This is a genomic window from Slackia heliotrinireducens DSM 20476 (assembly GCF_000023885.1).
Lineage (GTDB): Bacteria > Actinomycetota > Coriobacteriia > Coriobacteriales > Eggerthellaceae > Slackia > Slackia heliotrinireducens.
In genome coordinates, this window is record NC_013165.1 from 1,931,479 (window position 1) to 1,950,986 (window position 19,508).

General features: G+C 61.4%; 15 protein-coding genes. 2 read left to right on the forward strand and 13 right to left on the reverse strand.

Features of this window, described 5'->3' with window-relative positions:
• Positions 1-112 precede the first annotated feature (112 nt).
• From SHEL_RS08375 to SHEL_RS08425, 11 genes are all read right to left on the reverse strand, one after another.
• The gene (locus SHEL_RS08375) at positions 113-1,510 is read right to left on the reverse strand and encodes a hypothetical protein (RefSeq protein WP_012798833.1); all 1,398 of its coding nucleotides are present in this window, start codon (positions 1,508-1,510) and stop codon (positions 113-115) included.
• A gap of 175 nt (positions 1,511-1,685) precedes the next feature.
• Complete coding sequence (locus SHEL_RS08380; RefSeq protein WP_012798834.1) at positions 1,686-3,236, reverse strand: 4Fe-4S binding protein; 1,551 nt, start codon at positions 3,234-3,236, stop codon at positions 1,686-1,688.
• A gap of 87 nt (positions 3,237-3,323) precedes the next feature.
• On the reverse strand, positions 3,324-3,722 hold the full coding sequence (locus SHEL_RS08385) for a hydrogenase maturation nickel metallochaperone HypA/HybF (RefSeq protein ID WP_012798835.1): 399 nt from the start codon (positions 3,720-3,722) through the stop codon (positions 3,324-3,326).
• Between the two features lie 380 nt (positions 3,723-4,102).
• Positions 4,103-6,589 (reverse strand): AMP-binding protein, encoded by a 2,487-nt coding sequence (locus tag SHEL_RS08390; protein WP_012798836.1) that lies wholly within the window; start codon positions 6,587-6,589, stop codon positions 4,103-4,105.
• Complete coding sequence (locus SHEL_RS08395) at positions 6,589-8,004, reverse strand: alpha-isopropylmalate synthase regulatory domain-containing protein (protein WP_012798837.1); 1,416 nt, start codon at positions 8,002-8,004, stop codon at positions 6,589-6,591. The genes SHEL_RS08390 and SHEL_RS08395 overlap by 1 nt, the downstream gene beginning before the upstream one ends.
• A 366-nt stretch (positions 8,005-8,370) precedes the next feature.
• A complete protein-coding gene (locus SHEL_RS08400) occupies positions 8,371-9,528 on the reverse strand; it encodes a DUF362 domain-containing protein (RefSeq protein ID WP_197720350.1) in 1,158 nt (385 codons plus the stop codon).
• A 350-nt stretch (positions 9,529-9,878) separates the two neighbouring features.
• Positions 9,879-10,124, reverse strand: coding sequence for an acyl carrier protein (locus SHEL_RS08405; protein ID WP_012798839.1), 246 nt, complete (start codon positions 10,122-10,124; stop codon positions 9,879-9,881).
• Between the two features lie 15 nt (positions 10,125-10,139).
• Positions 10,140-11,327 carry an alanine racemase gene (locus SHEL_RS08410; protein ID WP_012798840.1) on the reverse strand — a complete coding sequence of 396 codons (1,188 nt, stop codon included), beginning with the start codon at positions 11,325-11,327 and terminating at the stop codon, positions 10,140-10,142.
• A complete protein-coding gene (locus SHEL_RS08415; RefSeq protein ID WP_012798841.1) occupies positions 11,327-12,841 on the reverse strand; it encodes an amino acid adenylation domain-containing protein in 1,515 nt (504 codons plus the stop codon). The genes SHEL_RS08410 and SHEL_RS08415 overlap by 1 nt, the downstream gene beginning before the upstream one ends.
• Positions 12,842-12,845: 4 nt before the next feature.
• Complete coding sequence (locus tag SHEL_RS08420; protein ID WP_012798842.1) at positions 12,846-14,192, reverse strand: triple tyrosine motif-containing protein; 1,347 nt, start codon at positions 14,190-14,192, stop codon at positions 12,846-12,848.
• Positions 14,179-15,756: an MBOAT family O-acyltransferase gene (locus SHEL_RS08425; protein WP_012798843.1), complete on the reverse strand. Its 1,578-nt coding sequence runs from the start codon at positions 15,754-15,756 to the stop codon at positions 14,179-14,181. The genes SHEL_RS08420 and SHEL_RS08425 overlap by 14 nt, the downstream gene beginning before the upstream one ends.
• Positions 15,757-16,102: 346 nt before the next feature.
• Between SHEL_RS08425 and SHEL_RS08430 the strand changes: the two genes are divergently transcribed.
• Both SHEL_RS08430 and SHEL_RS08435 read left to right on the forward strand, forming a co-directional pair.
• Complete coding sequence (locus tag SHEL_RS08430) at positions 16,103-17,254, forward strand: DUF697 domain-containing protein (RefSeq protein WP_012798844.1); 1,152 nt, start codon at positions 16,103-16,105, stop codon at positions 17,252-17,254.
• A 180-nt stretch (positions 17,255-17,434) separates the two neighbouring features.
• The gene (locus tag SHEL_RS08435) at positions 17,435-17,902 is read left to right on the forward strand and encodes a hypothetical protein (protein WP_012798845.1); all 468 of its coding nucleotides are present in this window, start codon (positions 17,435-17,437) and stop codon (positions 17,900-17,902) included.
• A 143-nt stretch (positions 17,903-18,045) separates the two neighbouring features.
• Here SHEL_RS08435 and SHEL_RS08440 read toward each other — a convergent pair whose 3' ends face one another.
• Together SHEL_RS08440 and SHEL_RS08445 are read right to left on the reverse strand one after the other, a co-directional pair.
• Positions 18,046-18,744 (reverse strand): 5'-methylthioadenosine/adenosylhomocysteine nucleosidase, encoded by a 699-nt coding sequence (locus tag SHEL_RS08440; RefSeq protein WP_012798846.1) that lies wholly within the window; start codon positions 18,742-18,744, stop codon positions 18,046-18,048.
• 96 nt (positions 18,745-18,840) lie between these two features.
• Complete coding sequence (locus tag SHEL_RS08445) at positions 18,841-19,371, reverse strand: DUF3990 domain-containing protein (protein WP_012798847.1); 531 nt, start codon at positions 19,369-19,371, stop codon at positions 18,841-18,843.
• Positions 19,372-19,508: the final 137 nt, after the last annotated feature.

Here is a 19,508-nt window from a genome sequence, read left to right on the forward strand (position 1 = left end):
GTGCACCGTTTATCAGGCAAAACCGTCCGAGTGCCCCCCTTGCGGCCGCGAAGACCTCCGGCTTCATGGACGCCTTCTTCAGCCGTTTGCCCCATGCGCCGCGGATGCGGCCTTACAGCGTGCCGAAAACGCCTTCCACGATGCGTTCGGACGCACCGCCTCCCGCCGATTGCACGGTCAGGACCGCAGGCGGAAGGGATCCGTCCGCCGCCTCGACCGTGACCACCACGTGGGTCAGAGGTTCGGTGTCGCCTGCGTCACCCGTTTTCGCGCCAGGCGTGGAGCTGCTCGACACGCGATAGGCGAACGAGCCGTCCGAACCGAGCGCCTCCGCCTCGACGGCATCGGCCGAGCGGGCTGCAGACACGCATGCATACGATGCATCCATCGATTGCACCTCTTCGGTCGTCTCCACGTCGTATTCCAGCTCCGTGTATTCCCACACGTCCACACCGCCGTCCTTGGCGGCCATTTCTCGCTTCGTGCGCGTTTCGGTCGACACGACCGTCGCGTCGGACTCGTTGACCGTCAATACCACGTCAAGCGCATCCGACAGCTGCGCCTCGTCGCCGCAATAGGTTGCCACGACCGTGACGGAAGGTGCGATGTCGTGCACGTCGAGCGTTGTCGGCGTGCTCTCGACCGTGGTGGTCACCTCTTTGTTCCAGCTGCTTCTCGCCGTCGTGGATTCGCTCGTCGTCTCGCCGGCCGTCTGACCCTCGATGTCGCGGGTTCTCGTCCCAGGCACATCCACCAGCACTGTGCGCGCAATCGCCGCACCGTGGTTGTCCGCTTCGGAAACGGCATAGCACGTGATGGATGCCGATTCGGTCGCGTCGGATTCCACAACCGTCAATCCGCTTTCCGGCGAAGGAGACATCGTCAACGCGACCCCCATCGCCGCCGGCCCGTCTTCGTCGGCAAGCGCGATGGTGACCACAGCCGCTTCGCCGTTCTCATCCGTCACAGACACGGTCATGCCGTCGTCTGCGGGTTGCGACACAGCGACATCGTATGAGGCGCCGGAAGCGCCTGTCACACTCGCCTGCCCGCTCGATCCCGCTGCCCGTACGACAGGCGCGCCTCCCGCCGAATCGACAGCCACCGCCATGCCGCACACGGCATCCATCGGACGTTCGGAAAGGCCCCCTTCGCCGCTCTCGTCGCGCAGGGTCACCGTTACGGTTGTGTACGATGCCTCCGGCATGTCGCCCGAGCCGTCGCACGCCGCCGTCGCCACGGCGATGTTCGCCACTACGGCGCCTTCGCCCGCTTCCTCCTGCACGCTGAACGTCTTCACGCTTGCATCCACGTCCGCAGCGGTCTCGTCCGTACGAAAAACGCAGCCTTGCTCTTCGGCCGGCTCGCCTGCTTCCACGGCTTCCTGCGACACGGCTTCACCCGCACCCGCCGCATCGTTTGCGCTTTGGGCCGGTGCGCCTGCGCATGCGGACAGCAACGACACCGACAGGCCGAGCGCAGCCGCAAGGGCGGTCATCGCATGTTTCATGGGTATGCATTCCTCTCGCTTGGTGCCTGAATATGCCGCAGGGCAGGATTTCGCGTCCATATGCAAAGACGCTGTGCCGCCCCCAGCGAGGTAACGTGGGGCGGCACAGCTCGAGCAGGGATTTCTTAGGAGGGGGCGCCCCCGCAGCGAACAGGCTCGGAAACGTCAGTACGGGCTACTCGATGTAGGCGTCGATGGAGGGAGTCTCGCCGCGACCGACCAGGCCATGCTCGAAACGGAACGCAGCCTTGAGGTTGTTGTCGTCTTCCATCTGGTGCGGAAGCTCGATGAAGTCGTCGATCGGACGGTTGGCAAGCTTGCGGGCCTCCTGCGGGCACACGTAGCAGCACTGGCCGCAGATACGGCACAGGTAGCTGGTGACCACCGGCACGCCCGTGTCCATCGAGATGGCGCCCATGGGGCAGCGACCTGCGCATGTGCCGCAGGCGATGCACTTGTTGGCATCGACCTCGAGGCTGTAGTGCGAGCGGTGGTTGAAGGCGATGGACTTCTCTTCGAGCACGTCCCAGCCGCCCAGAGCCTCTTTGCCGTTCTCCCACTGTGCGATGATGCCGCAGGTCTTGGGGTTGCAGAAGCACACCCATGCATGCTCCTTGCCGTGCAGGCAGTGGATGATGCAGCCTTCTTCGACGCGGGCGTCGATGACCTCGAGGGCCTCTTCCAGATCGACGCGGCGTGCAAGGCCCAGCGAGACCAGGTACTCGGCGTCGTCGCCCATGGTCAGGCACGTCTCGATGACGTCGCCGTTGTTGTCGGTGAAATCGGTGAAATCGCCGGTCATGAAGTCGGTGAACGTCGGGAACTTCTCGCCGTCCAGGCCATGCTCCTCATACCACTCGTAGGCGAACGTCTCGTAACGGCAGGAGCAGGGCTGCAGTGCGAAGTACTCGTGGTCGGCGAGCATCTGGCGCACGTCGTCGTAGGCCAGGATCTGGCTGCCTTCGGCCATGATGTCCTTGTTCAGCGGCACCGACAGGTAGCACGCTGTGCCTTCGAGGGCGTAGTCGCCGCCCAGGTCCCAGTTGGTGAAGGGCCACTCGAAGCTGTATGGATCCTCATAGAACTCTTCGCAGTAGCTGTAGGTGATGATGCCTTCGGGCGCGATGGAGGGGATGTTGTACGTGCGGCCCTCGTTGATGGTGCGGAACGGCAGGAAGCCGGCCTTGCTGAACTTCTCGCAGATCTCCTTGCACTCTTCGTAGGTGCGGTCGATGCCTTCCACCTGGCACTTGTAGTAGTACTCGTTCGCCGTGAACTTGCGGTCCCAGGGCATCTGCAGGTAGGCTTCGACTTCCTCTTCAGTGAACTGGTCCATGACGCGGCTGAACATGCTCTTGGTCATGGCGCCTTCGCCGCCGCCCAAGCCGTAGCTGTGCACCAGGGCGCGCATCTTCACATACGGGGCCGGAACAACCGTTCCGTCCTCGGCCGTGAACTCGGTCTGGGAGTCCACGTACTCCTTGCGGCGGCGGGTCAGCTCCTCGAGCGGCATGGTGGAGCCGCCCTTCTCGACGATCTCGCGGGGAGTGCCGTACCAAACGGTGCCGTCGCTCAGCTTGACCTCGGTGCCCGTGCTTTCGGCGGCGGCTTCTTTGGCGTCACCGGCAGCAGCGCCCGACGCGCAACCGGTCAACGCAGCTGCAGCACCGGCGGCTCCCATAACGCCCATGCCACGCAAAAAATTCCTGCGGCTCATTCCCATCATGATAATCCCTCGCTCTTCCTCGTTGTTGTTGTTACTGTTTCCTCTTTTTGTATTGCCAGCGAATCGACTCCGTCGTTCGCCTCAGGCCTAAGCTGCCCCTCGCGTTGCGTTGGGATCCGCGAATTGCGTACCCCTGACGATTTCGATCCGGTTGACCATGAACTCCAAACCGGAGACGATGCGGTACTTCCGCTCCGCCCCGCAATGCGGGCACGTCCACGTCGACCGCTTGAATTGGTTGATTGTGAAATGTCCCTGGCATTCGTTGCATTCGGCACGGTACGGCACATGCTCGACGATCAGCTCTGCGTTTTCGGCAAGCGTGCCGCGGACAAGGTGCTTGAAGAGACCTTCCATCAGATCCATGACGATGTCGCGTCCGTCGCCGATCGTCACGTACACGGCCTTGACTTCGCTGGCCCCCGCCTGCACTGCGTAATCGACCACCATGTCCACCAAAGGATGGACCAAACCCATCTCGTGCATTCTTGCGCCCCCTCGATAATCGCTGTTTTCGAATGCCTGTCTTCGACCTCGGAGGCTTTCGCGACCCCCTGCCGTCGATGGCGCAAGATTACGGGACGGACAGGTGCCGTTTGAAGGCCCCATACGGGCCTATTTCGGAAATACCCATTTGGGTGTACCGTTTATCAGGCCTTTTACATTTTGGGAGTATTCGAAAAACACGGCGTGGGTATTGATTCCGCGAGGCATTCCAGGTCCCGTCCGCCGCCGATTGCGCCCGGGTGCACCGGCGGAGCGGCTCCCTTCGGCGTGACGCCGGCTGCGCCCGTCAACGGAAAACACCCCTGAAAACAGAAGAGCCCCGACGGTTGTCGGGGCTCGAAGCGTTTGCGGGCTTTCCGCTATTTCGCGATGTCCTGCAGGCCGAGTTCTTCGACGGCGGCTTCGCGCATCTTGTACTTCAGAATCTTGCCAGCGGCGTTCATCGGGAACGAATCCACGAACTTGATGTAACGAGGCACCTTGTGACGGGCGATGTTGGTCTTGATGAACTCGCGGATCTCGTCCTCGGTCATCTCCTCACCCTCCATCAGGATGATGCACGCCATGGCCTCTTCGCCGTACTTCTTGTCCGGCACGCCGATAACCTGTGCGTCGCTCACCTTCGGATGGGTGATCAGGAAGTCCTCGATCTCCTTGGGATAGATGTTCTCGCCGCCGCGGATGATCATGTCCTTCAAACGTCCGGTCACGCGGAAGTTCCCGTTCTCGTCGCGCATCACCAAGTCGCCGGAATGCAGCCAGCCGTCGGCGTCGACGGTCTTGGCCGTGGCGTCGGGCATCTTGTAGTAGCCCTTCATGGTGTTGTAGCCGCGGGAGCAGAACTCGCCGATGTGGCCGTCGGGCATCTCCTCGCCGGTGTACGGGTTGATGACCTTGCACTGGATGTGCGGGTACTCGTAACCCACCGTCTCGGTACGCCAATCCAAAGGATCGGTCCAGGTTGTCATGACCGAGCCGGGCGACGACTCCGTCTGGCCGTACACGCTGACGATGCCCGTCATGTTCATCTCGTCCGGCTGGGCGGCCTTCTTCATGAGCTCGGGCGGGCAGCCGGAACCGGCCATGATGCCCGTGCGCATATGCGAGAAGTCGGTCTTACGATAGTCGGGATGGTTGAACATGGCGATGAACATGGTCGGCACGCCGTTGAAGCAGGTGATGCGTTCCTGCGTGATGCAGGACAGCGACGCCTTCGCACTGAAGTACGGCATGGGGCACATGGTTGCGCCATGGGTCATGGACGACGTCATGGACAGCGTCATGCCGAAGCAGTGGAACATAGGCACCTGGATCATCATGCGGTCCGCAGTGGAAAGTCCCATGCGGTCGCCGATGCACTTGCCGTCGTTGACCACGTTGCGATGGGTCAGCATGACGCCCTTGGGGAATCCGGTGGTGCCGGAGGTGTACTGCATGTTGCACACGTCGTTGGGACGGACCTCGTCGGCCATGCGCTGGATCTTTTCCAGCGGCACCAGCTCGGCGCGGTCGAACGCCTGGTCGAAGTTAAGGCAGCCAGGCATGTCGAAGCCCACGGTGATGACGTTGCGCAAGAACGGCAGGCGCTTGCAGTGCAGAGGCTCGCCGGGCTTGGTGTCCTTGATCTCCGGGCAGAGCTCGTTGATGATCTCGCGGTAGTTCGAATCCAGCGCGCTTTCGATCATGACCAGCGTGTGCGTGTCGGACTGGCGCAGCAGGTACTCGGCCTCGTAGACCTTATAGGCGGTGTTCACCGTGACCAGAACGGCGCCGATCTTCGTGGCCGCCCAGAAGGTGATGTACCAGGCAGGCACGTTCGTCGCCCAGATGGCAACCTTGCTGCCGGGCTTGACACCCATGGACACGAGCGCACGTGCGAAGTTGTCCACGTCGTCGCGGAATTCCTCGTAGGTGCGGGTGTAGTCCAGCGTGGTGTATTTGAAGGCGTACTGGTTGGGGAACGCCTCCACCATGCGGTCCAGCACTTGCGGGAAGGTGAGGTCGATGAGCTCGTCCTTCTTCCAGAGGTACTCGCCGGTGCCGTCATGGTTCAAATACATCGTGCGGCGCTTGCCACGGGTATCCTCGAAGCGCTCCATATAGTTCACGAAGTGCGGCAGGATGATGTCCATGTCCGTGAGGTCTTCCATCCATTCGGGCTTCCACTCCAAGGAGACGAAGCCGTCGTAGTCGATGGAGGACAGGGCCAGCACGAAGCTGTCGAGGGGCATCGTGCCCTCTCCCACCAGGTTGTAGGTGCCGTCATCGTCGGAGTCGCGCATATGCACGTGCTTGACGTAGGCGCCCAGGTTCTTGATGGTATCGGCCGGCTGTTCGCCGTTGTCGCGGTACGGATGGTGGATGTCCCACAGCGCCGCCAGGTAATCGCTGGCGTACTCGTCCAACATGGCGGTCAGACGCGCCGTGTCGCCGTAGATGCCGCTGGTCTCCATGAGGATGGTGACCTCGAGGGCCCTGGCGTAAGGCACCAGCTCGTCGAGGGCGGCCTTGACGACGGACTCTTCGCCCTTCTGGGCCTTGAAGCAGACGTATTCGACATGGATTTCACCGGCCACGTCGATGAGCCTCTTCGCCTCGTCGACGGCGCCTTCCAGCGAAATGTCGACGGACGAGTCGAACACGGGAAGCGTCAGCTTCTTGTCGCGCAAGGCACGGGCCGTTGCGCGGGTGTTGTATTTGTCGAAAGCGCAGCCTTTTCCGACGAAGTTCTGCTGCTTGAACAGGTCGTACACCTCGATGCCGGCAAAGCCCATCTCGAGGGATGCATCAACCAGCTCGTCCCACGTGCAGTCGGACCAGCCTCGCGTAGAGAAAGAAAGCTTCATTAGTTCTCCTCCTCATAGACGATCTTGTTCAAAGCGTTCACGTATGCACGGATGCTGGAGCCCACGATGTCCGTGGAGATGCCGCGGCCGGAATAGATCTTGCCGTCGGCGACCAGTTTCACGATGGCCTGGCCCATGGCCTCCTGGCCCTCGGTGACGGACTGCATCTGCCAGTCGTCGAGCTCGTAACGCTTGCCGGAAATCTTCTCGATGGCCAAGAACGACGCGTCGATGGGACCGTCGCCGATGCAGACGGCTTCCAGCACCTCGTCGCCCTTGCGCATGCGCACGTTGGCCGTAGCCTTGATGGCGTTGCCCGAGTTGATGACGTAGTTCTCCAGAACGTAGGTGGCAGGAACCTGCAGCGCGGCGGACGCGACGATGGCGTCCAACTCCAGGTTGCTCACGCTGTCCTTCTTGGATGCGATGCGCAAGAACGCCTCGTACACGTTGGTGGCGTCTTCTTCGGACAGCTCGTAGCCCAGCTTCGCAACGCATTCCATGACGGCGTCGATGTCGTCATTGACGGTCAGGACGAAGGATTCGTCGCTGCCGGTGACGTTGGGGTTGAACGCCGAATACTTGGAGCGGCCCTGCTCGCAGATGCGGGCGACCTGGGCGGCCGTGCGCTTGAGTTCCGTGACGCGGACGGTGGTCTGCGCCTGGCAGATCTCAGGCTTGGCGGCCAGCACCTTGCAGACCTTCTCCAGGGAGATGACGTTCATGGGGTACGTGGTGGCCTTGATCTCGTCGACCCCGGACATGATGCCCGCAATGGCGCAGGCGTCGGCCATGAACAGGTCGTTGGAGCAGGAGATGCCCAGAGCCACATCGGCCAGTTCGGGAAGGTCCTTGCGCAGATCATCGATGAACTGGGCGAACTCTTCGGGAAGCATGGTGCCGGCGTCGTCGCACACGGTGATGGTCTTCGCACCGGCCTGGATGGCCTCCTTGATGACGGAACGCAGGTATACGCTGTCGGCGCGAGTGGCGTCGTCGGCCACGAACTCGACGTCGTCCGTCAGGGCCGCGCACTTGGCGATGGTGGCCGCAACGTCCTTCATCATGCCGTCCGCCTTCTTATGGTAGACATACTCCATGCGTGCGGGGCTCACAGCTGCCACAACCTGCAAGCGCGGGAATGCGGCGTTCTTCAGGGCGCCCCAGACCACCTGGATATTCTCGTCGTCCATTTTCACAGGAACCGCCAGAACGCTGTTCTTGACGATGGAAGCGATGGATTTGATGCGCAGCGCATCGGCTTTAGAACGCTCGACACCCTCGATTTCAATAGAGGAAACTCCGAGACTATCTAATAGCTTTGCGGTCTCCAACTTCTCTTTGAACGTTAGCGCTAGGGACCCCGAAACCTCCGCCTGGCGCATCGTCACGTCGCTGACTCGCACGTCTCTCATCTTCAGCCTCCTCTTCTTACTTAAAGGTGTATATTTTGCCGCTTCACACCAGCGCGCTAGAGTGCGATGGTAGAGCGTCCGAACATTGTATGCTTCATTTCGATGCAGGGCGAAGAAAATCTTTCATATATGGTCAGATATGCCGAATACCACACGAACCCATCAAATTTCGCGATGGGCACTCCGTCGAAAGCGTCGTGAACGAACGCGCCGCACACGAGAAACCAGGCCGGCTGGCCCGCAGAAGGCGGTCAAACCCGCATCCGAGCCGCGTTGCGATAGGCCCTCCCCGACGCAAAAGGCCCCGCATGCGAATCCTTTACAGGACGCATGCGGGGCCGACGGTCTTGCAAAGTGGCCAAACGCCTACTCGTAGGCGCCCTGCCCGTCGTCTTCCCACGTGGGCTTAGCATGGGCCACAGCTTCGGCCTGGGTGATCTCGCACCCGCCGTTGTCCAGATCGATCAAGGTGTAGCGGTCGTTACCCATGCCGAGCTCTTTCATGTAGCTCAGCTGGCGCAGGCCGTGGCGGGTCTCGATGCGCTCCACCAAAGCCTTGTGGCTTTCCTCCGGCAGCGCATACACCAGATCGACGCAGGCCTGGTCAAGGGCCAGGATGTCCAGCGACGCCAAAATGCCCACGTCCGGCGTAACCACCGGCTGGGCAGCGCGGCCCTCGCAGTCGCAGCTCACAGACATGTTGCGCATCACGTTCACATAGGCGATCTTGCCCGCGAAGTAGTCGGCCGTGGCCTTGGTGGACTCGGATATGCGCTCCATCAGCTCCTCTTCGGCGATGGACCACATGTCGCTGGAGCCTTCGGCGGTGTGAATGGCCTTCTTGCCAATGTGTGCGTCGGCGCAGCCGATGCCGATGTTCTTGTTGGACCCGCCGAAACCGCCCATGGTGTGTCCCTTGAAATGCGTTAGCGCCAGGAACGAATCATAGTTCAGCAGGTGTTCGCCCACGGTCATTTCGGTAAACCACTTGCCGCCCGCCACAGGCAGCTCGGCCGTGCCGAACTCGTCCATGATGTCGACGTCCGCAAAGGTCCAACCGTTGGCTTCAATGGTGGCGCGATGCTTTTCGGTGGTGTCGCGGTCGCCTTCGTAATACGTGTTGGTCTCGACGATGGTGCCGTTGGGCAACCTCTGCTCCATGAGGTTTTTCACCCACGGGCGCGGGATGATGTTGGGGCCGTGCTCCTCGCCTGTGTGCAGCTTGACGGCAACCTTGCCTTCCAGCACCGAAGCCACGGCGTCATAGGCCTTCATCAGGCCCGCAGCGGTCAGGTCACGAGTGAAGAACACCACGGACGATTCGCCCGTACGCTTGTCGAAGGGCACGTAGATGTTTCCGCCGGTTCCAGGCGTAGGCTGTGCGTTGGTCATGGGAGCCTCCTGATTTTCTCCGTCGATGGATTCAGCACCTGCTGCAGAGCCCGAACGGTCGGTACAGCCCCATAGCGCAGCCGACGCGACCAGCGCCGATGCTCCGCTCATGAAGGCCCTCCGGGTAAGCAAGGTGCATGTATCCTTTCTCTAAATATAACTGCATTGTATATACGACTGGATACGGAATGCAAATGCCTGGTACGCATGCCCGCCCATTCGCTTGCGGCATACCAGGCGCCACCCCCGCCGCCAAGCCCGCAGTTGCTCCGTCGGATGCCGAAGCAGACCTTGCCGAGAGGTTTCGTCTGGGCGAAACCCAACTGCAGCGGCCGAACCGCCAGACGAAACGCCGGCCTCGAGTCGAGCGAGCCAAACTCAGGCTCTGGAGCACGCGCCCAGCACCGTGCCGTCGCGGGCATACGCACTCCAAACAAAAAGCCCCGCCGAAGCGGGGCCTTCCACATACGATGCAGGTGCCGTTAGTCCTCGTCGGCGAGGCGCTGGATCATGGCGCACAGCGACGTGGCGCTGTTGAAGTTCGCAGGCACGATCTCCTTGGCGGGAACAGACACGTCGAACTCGTCGTCGATGGCCGATACGATCGCCAAGATATCGAACGAGTCGATGTAGCGGTCGTCCACCAACGTGGTCACGTTCTCGTAGTCGACGCCCTCCTTTACGTCTTCGAGCATCTCGATGACGTCCTCAAGCGTGATTTCGTCCATTGCTGGTCTCCTTTCCTACCCAACGGCCAGGCCGTTGAACTGGCTGCTCTCGATAAAGTCGCGGGCAAGCACCACCGAACCGTCCGCCTCGCGCAACAACACGCGGGGCAGCCTCCGGCTCAGGAACAGCGACACGCCCTCGGTCACGGCGTAGGCGCCGCACCTTCCGAACGCCAGCACGTCGCCGCGCTGCAGGCTGTCCAGTTCCACGGCACGTACCAGCACGTCGTTGACGGTGCACAGGCTGCCGCACAGGCACCATTCCGCAACCTCGCTTTCGCGGTCTTCCGCTTCGCGGGTCAGGTTGACGATCGGCGGCACATGCATGCCCATCATCTGGCCGAAGTACGTGATGTGGTGCATACCACCGTCAAGGATAGCGTAATTCGTGCCCTTGTTGCTCTTCAGGTCCATAGCCTTCGTAAAATACGTACCGCACGGCGAAGCGAAGAACCGGCCCATCTCGATGGTCAGCTCGGTCTTTGCTGCCAGGGCACGCAGGTCGTCCGCAATCTCGCGGATGGGCAGCAGGTCGTCGGAGAAGTCGTCATCCATGAAGTAAGGAACACCCAGGCCAGGGCCGTATTCCAGACGTTCAACGACGAAATCGTGCTCGTTCGCAAGCTCATCGATCAAGTCGCTCAGCATAGCCATCTCTTTGCGCTGGTGCTTGAGTTTCAAACGCTGGGTGTATACGAAGTAATGGATGCCGACCAACTTAAGCCCCGGGAACCGGTCGCGGTTGTCCACCAGCCACAGCAGCTCGTCTTTGGACATGCCGAACTGGGAACCCGCGTTCAGGCGCGGCAGCACGTCGACCACCAGGTTGTGCTCGCGGGCCACCTGGTCGATGTATTCGACATGCAGAAGCGACTCTGCGGTCAGGACGCCTGCGCCGTACTCGATGGCGTGGGTGATGTCGCAGATCTCCTTGTTGACGCCTGAATACACAATCTGATCAGGGTTGATGTTAGCGCGTTCGCACAGGTCCAGCTCGCCCGGGCTGCACACCTCGAGCTTCGACGCCACCTGGGCGGCGGCGTTGATGAGCCAGGGATTGGCCTTCATGGCGAAGCACAGGTGCACCTCGGGGCCGACGATGGCCTGACATTCGCGCAGACGGTTGCGGAACGCTTCCAGGTCGAACACGTAGGACGGCGTGCCGTAGTCCTGGGCAATCGCACGCAATTCGGAGGTCTCCATCAGTTGGCTCCCTTCATCTGGGCAAGCGCGTTACGGTCTACCTTGCCGTTCTTGGTCATGGGCATCTCGTCAAGCTGGAACACCTTGCTGGGCACCATGTACTGCGGCACCACGGCACGCATGCCTTCCAGCAGCTCGTCGGAACCGATGGACCCAGTATAGAACATGAGGATGCGCTTCTTGCGGGCGTTGTAGACGCAGCATGCGCGGGTGATGCCATCCAAGGCCTGGGCAGCCGTTTCAATCTCGCCCAGCTCGATGCGCTGCCCCAGATGTTTGATCTGGTGGTCTTTGCGACCCACGTACATGAGCTCGCCTTCTTCGGTCCACGTCGCGATGTCGCCGGTGCGGTACATCATCTCGATGGTACGGGTGTTCAGCGGGTTCTGCATGAAAGCCTTGGCCGTGCGTTCGGGAGCGTTGTAGTAGCCCAGCGCCAGGCACGTGCCGCAGACGCAGACTTCGCCCTGCTCGCCGGCCTCGGTCACTTCGCGGTCGTCCTCATCCAGCAGGAACACCCGCTCGTTGTCGAAAGCCCTGCCGGCGGGAATGGTCTCGTCCTTTGCGTAGTCGCGGTCGACGATATGGTACGTGCAGTTGCAGGTGACCTCGGTGGGGCCGTACAGGTTCACATACATGGCATGGGGCAGATACTTCTTCCACTTGGCCAGCTGCTTGGGCGGCATGACCTCGCCGGAGAACAGGACCTTCGAAATGGTTTCGGGGACCTTGTATTCGAATCCGCCCATGATGGACACGAAGCACATGGCGCTCACGGCCCAGGTGCAAACGGTCACCCGGCGTTCCACCAGGTAATCCATGAGCAACGCCGGCTGGCTGAAGTACTCGCGGGGGATCAGGTGCACGGTGGCGCCGACGCGCATGCCGCTGTAGAGGTCCTTGACCGACACGTCGAAGTCGAAAGGAGCCTGGTTGGCAATTTCGTCGTCCTGCGTGAAGCCGAAGGTGTCCGTGAAGCACCCGATGAAGTCGATGACCGAACGGTGCGCGACGCACACGCCCTTCGGCGTGCCGGTGCTGCCGCTGGTGAAGTTGACGTAGAGCGGATCGGTGTCCAGCGCCTCGGCGCGCAGGCGGGCGATGGCCCCGTCATCTGCGACGGCGTCGATGGACGATGCGAGCACAGGCTCATAAGGCGTTTCGGTGAACATCTCCGCCGCATGCTCGGCGTTGCGGGCATCCGTCAGCACGATGCCCGGTTGCAGCGTATCCAGAATTGAAGCCACACGATTGGCGGGCTGCCGGACGTCGATGACCGAATAGGGGCACCGAGCATACGTCGCACCCAACATAAGCGCCAGGCACTCGGTGCTCTTCTCCATATAGAGAGCCACCGGCACATGAGGCTGCACGCGAGAGGCCAACCAGGTGCCGATGCGACGCGCCTCAGCTTCCAACTGGGCATACGTCAACGTGGATTCCACATCGCAGACGGCGGGCTTGTCCGGAACGCGCTTCGCCGTCGCTTCCAACCATTCAAGAACGTTCTTCAAGGATCTAGGCCTCCTTGTTCACTTTAACCGTGCGGTACCTGTCGTATTCCGCATCGCTTCCCTGGGTACGGACGTTCACGCAAACCTTGTACTCGCCGGGTTCTTCGGGCGCGAACAGATATGCAGGGTCGTCGGACCAATCGCGAATGACTTCCCATTCGCCCGCCTCGTTTTTAAGCATGTACTGGTATTCCAGCTGCGCACTGGCACCCGCCAGAGCCTCCGCCTGCATGGCGAAGCCTTCGTCGTTCTTTTCGGAATGCAGCATGACGAAGTCGACGCGGGTCGAAACGGCCTTGTACTCTTCAGGCGTGTAGAAGTAACGGCTCACGTCCTCCCCTGCCGCCCGGGCGTTGTAAATCACGCTGAATGCCTTGCTGACTTCTTCCGCACCGGTGTGGTTGAGATGCTGGAAGTCAGCGAAGATGTCCGTGCGGTCCAAATCGAGCAGCTCAGGCTTTGCCATGTTCAGATCGTAGAACTCGCCGCCATGGGACTCGACCAACGCGCGGACCTGGTCGGACTGTTCGAAATACTTGTCGCCGTACTCGTAGACGTTGAACACAGGAATCGGCGGCATGACCACCAGGATGTCGACGCCCCGTTCAACACAGGCATCGCACACGTCCGCCAGTGCGGCCATCTTCTGCTCGTCGAAATCGGCACAATGGTAGTCGTCCTCATAGGTCTTCGCCGATCCGCAGTTGTAATTCTGAATGTAATCGTAGTTGCCGTAGCCCCGGCCGTAATAGACCCAGTCAGGCTCGAGAGCCACCGCCGCATCATAGACCGATGTGCCGTCGGTTTTGCGCTGGATGTTTCCCCACACGTCCGAAGGCGACAGGCCTACGTGGTTGTTGACCCATGGGAACACCCAGTTCAGCGAGTCGGTAGCCGTATAGCAGCGCTCATGGGTCAGGCACCACAGCGTGTCGTGCAGCGCGTCGGCGGGACGGCCCTTGTTCTTCCAGATCAGATACGACCTGGCGGGATCGGGGAACTTCTCGCCGATCAGGCTGCTGTATTCCAGACCGTACACCACGGTGTGCACCTGGCCGTCCTCCAGCAGCACGTCGAGGCCCAGGTAAGTCTCCTCCAGAAGCTGGCTGGGGGTGGAGGCGTTGTAGGAGTGCACGCCGCAGGCCTCGTCCACCACAGCGGGGTCGAAGGCGCGCTCCGAAATGGACGTGCCCGTGAACACCATGTCGACGCCTTCTTCAAGGCGATAGTCGGTCCACATCACTTCGCTCTTCGAACCGTATGGGAACAGTGCGAAGGTGATCGCCGCATTCAAGCAGGCCACGAACGCCAGCACGGCGAGGACTGTAAGGACAGGCTTAAAAATTCGCATAGATAAACCCTCCCCCGGCAGGCGCGATAACGAATGAGCAGATCACCATGAGCATGCAGAACGCGTAGATGGCGTAGCGCACGACCACAGGCTTCTTGAGCAGCTCACCGGTCACGTCCACGCCGCGCTCGCGCAGGACGCTCACGATGAACACAATGATGCACCCGATGGCAGATGCGACCAGGCACAGTTTCACATGATGGATATGGAACGTCTGGAACACCGGCCAGAACTCGCTGGGCGCGAAGTTGAACAACGTGTTGTAGAACCCGGTGAGCACGTCGCCGAACACGAGGATGCGGTCGAAGTACCAGCCTATGTTCACCACGATGAAGGTGCGCAGGATGCGCCACAGATGCCAGCCGGCGGACTCCACGTTCACATGGAACTTCGCGATAAGGAACTCCCACAAAGGCGTGGCGAGGTCGGCCGCCGCAATGACGATGCCGTTGTACAGGCCCCACCAGATGAAGTGGGCGTCGGCGCCGTGCCACAGGCCCACCAGGAAGAACACCAGGATGTTGGCGATGGACGCCGGAACCGTACGGCCCCAATGGCGGCCCAGGTGGGCGCCGCACCATTTGCCTAGGTTCTGCATTGCGCCGGTCAGCGCAAAGGGATAGAACACGTAGTCACGCATCCAAGCACCCAGGGTGATGTGCCAGCGGCGCCAGAAGTCGCCCAGTGAGATGGAGAAATACGGCTGGCGGAAGTTCTGCGCCATGTCGATACCGAAAAGCATGGCCACGCCGCGCACCATGTCGATGCCGCCGGAGAAGTCGCCGTACTGCTGGGCGGAATACAGCAGGATGCCGAACAGGATGATGGAGCCGGGCGTGTCGCCGGTCACGTTGTCCAAACACGCCGCGATGGTGGTGACAAGCAGGTCGGCGACGACATACTTCTTCAGCATGCCGTAGCCGATGAGCACCAGCGCGCGCCTGGAGCGTTCCGCGTCGAAGCCGTGGCTCTCGAAGAGCTGGTGGGCCAACGCGTCGAACCTGTTGATGGGGCCCTGGATCAGCTGCGGGAAGAAGGACACGAACAGCAGGTATTTGGCGAAGTTCCGCTCAGGCTCATACTTGGCGTTGTACGTGTCGATGACGTAGCTCGCCGATTGGAACGTGTAGAACGACAGGCCCAGCGGCAGCAGCAGGCTGGACGCCAAGAACGAGTCGCCGAACCCCACCGCTGTCAGCAGCGCATTCCAATATTTGATATACGCGAGCACCCCGAAGTTGAGGATGAGCGCGGCAAGCAGCACATACCATTTGTAACGGTTGTACTTCGCTTTTACGGCCTTCTTCTCTTTCCGATCCTTAATGGACGCACGGGCCTCCTTGGAGCGTTTTTCTATGGCGCCGAACGCCAATCCAACACCCCAGGTGGATGCCGCAGTCAGCAGGATGAAGAAGAAGTTCTGCCACCCCGTGGCATAATAGAACACCATGCTGGCGGCAAGCAGTACGGTCCACTGATAGGAAGGTTTGGCCCGTCCAAGCGCATAATACGCAACCAGCGCGACGCAGAGGAACGCCACGAACTGGATCGAATACAGCTGCATACGACGGAAACCCCCTTTCATCTGGCTTAATCAGCATTAGCACAATTTGTTAATAAGCAGAATCCTGCATACCTGTCGAATTCGATATCCTACCACCGAACCGCCGTTCCATCGGGACACATTCTCAGGCAGAAAGAACTCCCCATTTTTCCAACAATTTATATATTGGTGCTGCATGAAACCCTGCGTCGGCGTACCGCTTTCGAAACGCTTTTCCAGCCGTTCAGTCCACGCGCGTTCGACTGATTACCGATTCGTTAACGGAACGGGGCGGCACCGTCACGCGGCAGATGCACTGGCGACGCTGCAGGCGTGCTACACTTGCGCTGTACAGAAAGGGGCGCACATGAATCCCGAAAACGAACCCGCCATGGCCGAACCCGACGAGCCGAAGGCCCTGCCTTCCGCAGATACGCCGGCATTGCCGCCTGCGAAAACCGACCCGACTGCACGAAAGGCTCCGGGCGGTTCGCGGACCACAACCTACATCATCGTCGGCTGCATCGTGGCGCTGCTTGCGTTGACGCTGCTCGGATCGCTCATGAACGTGGGCGACCACCTCTTCAGGCTGCACCCGATTCTGGGATGGATGTTCTACGCGGTCCTTGCCGTGCTGGTGGCCGTCGGCATCGTCTGGCCCCTGCTCAGCATCGCAAAACGGCCCATTTTCTCGCTCTACCAGCTGCGTGACGAGCACGGGCATGCCAAGGCACGGCATTGCCGCATGCTCGTGGACAACCTGAAAGAAAACTGCGACCTGACCGACGAGGAGATCGCCCGTCTGGAAGGCTACCTGCAAGACAGCGAGAACGCCGACGACGAGCTCATCAAGTTCTTCGACGAACGCATCGCCCCCGGCATCGACGACGAGACCAAACGCGCCGCCACCACGGCGTTCTTCGTGGCGGCCATCTCCCACTCGCCGCTGATCAGCACCGTCACCATGCTTTCGATATGTCTCGACCTGGTGCGTGCCATCGTGGAGCACTGCGGATTCCGGCCCACCAACCTGGGCCTCGCCAAGCTGTACGGACGCGTCATGCTGAGCGCGCTGGTCATCGGCGGCATCGAGGACGCCGACCTGTCCGACATGCTGGGCCAGCTGCTCGGGGGCGGCGGTGCGGCACGGGCCGGCGGATTCGTGCTCGGATCGGCAACCGACGGCCTGGTCAGCGCCTTCCTCGTGTTCCGCGTGGGCGTCATCACCAAACGCTGGCTCACCTCCGAGGACGGCCCCGCACAGATGCGCACCCTGCGCCGCACCTCGTACAAGGAGGCCCTGCGCCTCATGCGCGACAGCGACTTCGCCTCCACCGTGGGCGAGACCATGAAGCAGGTCGGATTCAGCATGGGCGACGCCGTCAAGCAAGCGGGAAGCAACGCCGTACGCGAAGCCAAGGAGGCCGGCAGCAATGCGGCCCACTCCGTAACCGACAAGGTGGCAAGCGCCGCCAGGCACACCGTCGAGAAGACCAAGGGCATCTTCTCCCGCGGATAGTCCGTCATGCGCCGAGGCGATCTGTACGCGAGGGTGACGAATCGGACCATTCGTGCATGTCAACGGCTTGCCGCTTCATGTTTGTGCATCACTATGCGCATGCATGGAGTACAATAGGACCGTCATATTCCACCATCGCGCCAGACGTGTTGCGGCGCAAAGGTCAACAAGGAGGAAGCAATGGCTATGCAGGTTCAAGACATCATCGGAATGGTTGCAAAAGCCGTCATCCAGAACCCTGAGGTTCTCACGACCTTGATGGAGCATCCGTACTCGACGGTTCGCCAAGCCACCGGTGAAGAGAACGTTTCCAAGGAAGAAGCCAGCCAGGTCGTGGCAGGCGTCTCCGCCTTGGCCGCCGGCAACCAGGTGGACTACGGTTCGCTGGCCACCATGGCCGCCAAGCTGCTGTCCGAAAACGGCGACAGCGTGCACGCTCTGGCATCCAGCATGCTGGGCGGCGCCGTAGCCGCTCCCGTCGACGAGACCTCGGGCGCCACGGCTCCTGCGGCCGCCAGCGCCGACACCATCGCCAACTTGACCAAGCTGGCCGGCTCAGGCCTCATCCCCGGCGTCGATCTCTCCGACGGCATCGGCCTGGATGACGTCATCGGCTTCGCCACCTCGCTGCTGGGCTTGAAGAAGTAACCGGCCCCGACAAGAACCATTGCGCGCGCCGCGGACCTTCCGCGGCGCGTTTGTTATGCCAATCGGACCGGCGCAAGCTTCGCCCTGCACACGAAAAAGGACGGCCGAAGCCGTCCTTGCGATGCGTTTGCCAAACAGCGCGCTTAGAAGCGAGGCAGCATCTGGCGCACCATGTCGGCGCTGGCCGCGCCCATCTTGGCGCACCATGCGGGAAAGTCATCGATGCTCTGCTCGTTGGCGCCGTCGGAAATGGCACGCACGACCAAGCAAGGCACGCCCATCAGGTAGCAAACATGCGAAATGGCCGCGCCCTCCATCTCGCAGCACATGCCGTCCAGATGCTTCAGAATGTCCTGTTTCTGGCCCGCCGAGCCGATGAACTGGTCGCCGGAAGCCACGATGCCCTCGTGCACCTTGTACCCGCCGGCCGAGATGACGTCCACCGCCACGGCGCGCATGGCCTCGTCGTTGGGGAACACGCACAGCTTCGTGTAGGGGACCTCGCCGTAGCGGAAGCCCAAAGGCGACACATCGAAATCATGGTATCCTGCCCCCGTGGACACCACGAAGTCGCCGATGCCCACCTGATCGCTGAGCGTGCCGGCGACGCCCGTGTTCACCACATGGGTTGCCCCGAAATGGTCCACTATGAGCGTAGCGGCCATACCCGCATTGACCTTGCCGATGCCGCACAGCGCGATGACGGCCGGCGTGCCGTCCAACGTGCCGCAGTGGAATTCCATGCCGGCGATGGTTTCGGCGGTGTGGTTCTCGAGCGCCGCAATCAGGTTGGTGACTTCAACCTCCATGGCGCCGATGATGCCGACGGTCTTTTCTGCCATAAGAACCTCCTCGTTTGTCTGACGGCAAGAGCCTATCACACGTGCGAAAGCAAGCGGGGCACGCGCAGGCATTTCCCACCACAAGCGCGTGTTCCGCTAACCGGCAATGCCGTCGAAAACCAGCGAGGTGTCGATAAGCGACTGGTCGCGAAGGCAGTACTGGACGACCAGCTCACCTGGTTCGATGTATTCCGCCAGCTCGCCGGCAGAGACCATGCCCGACGAAACCATCTCCACGATGTCGTTGGCGATCCAGGCGCGCACTACGGCAGGCTCCCCCGCCGACCCCCACGCGGTCTCCCCTTTCCGGCAGGCAGCGATATAGGCAAGCCACGCGCGAAACCCCTCGACCGTCGGCTCGAACCGAAGGCCGAAGGGGCCGTCGTGCGACGCGGCGTCGGCTTCGGCTCCGCCCGCATGGATCCAGGGGACGCAACCCTCGTCGAAGCGGTACCGGGACACGACGCCTTCGGGCACGCCGTCGATGCGGGCCCGCGAGGCGGCGCGTCCAGCGGCGGCATCCGCATCGTCCGTAAGATAGAATCCGCGACCCAGATCGGAATAACCGCTGTTCATGGCGGCTATCGGATGCTCAATGGCCTGGCTGGACCCGTGATACAGATACATTGGGAACCTCCGTTGACGTTTCGATGGTCGGTGCCAGTGTATACCGCCTTTGCGCAAAGCCGACCCTTTGGCAAGAATCTGTTTACCATCAGGCGTCTCGGGGCGCATGCAGGCGCGCACCCCGTGCTTGCGCTACA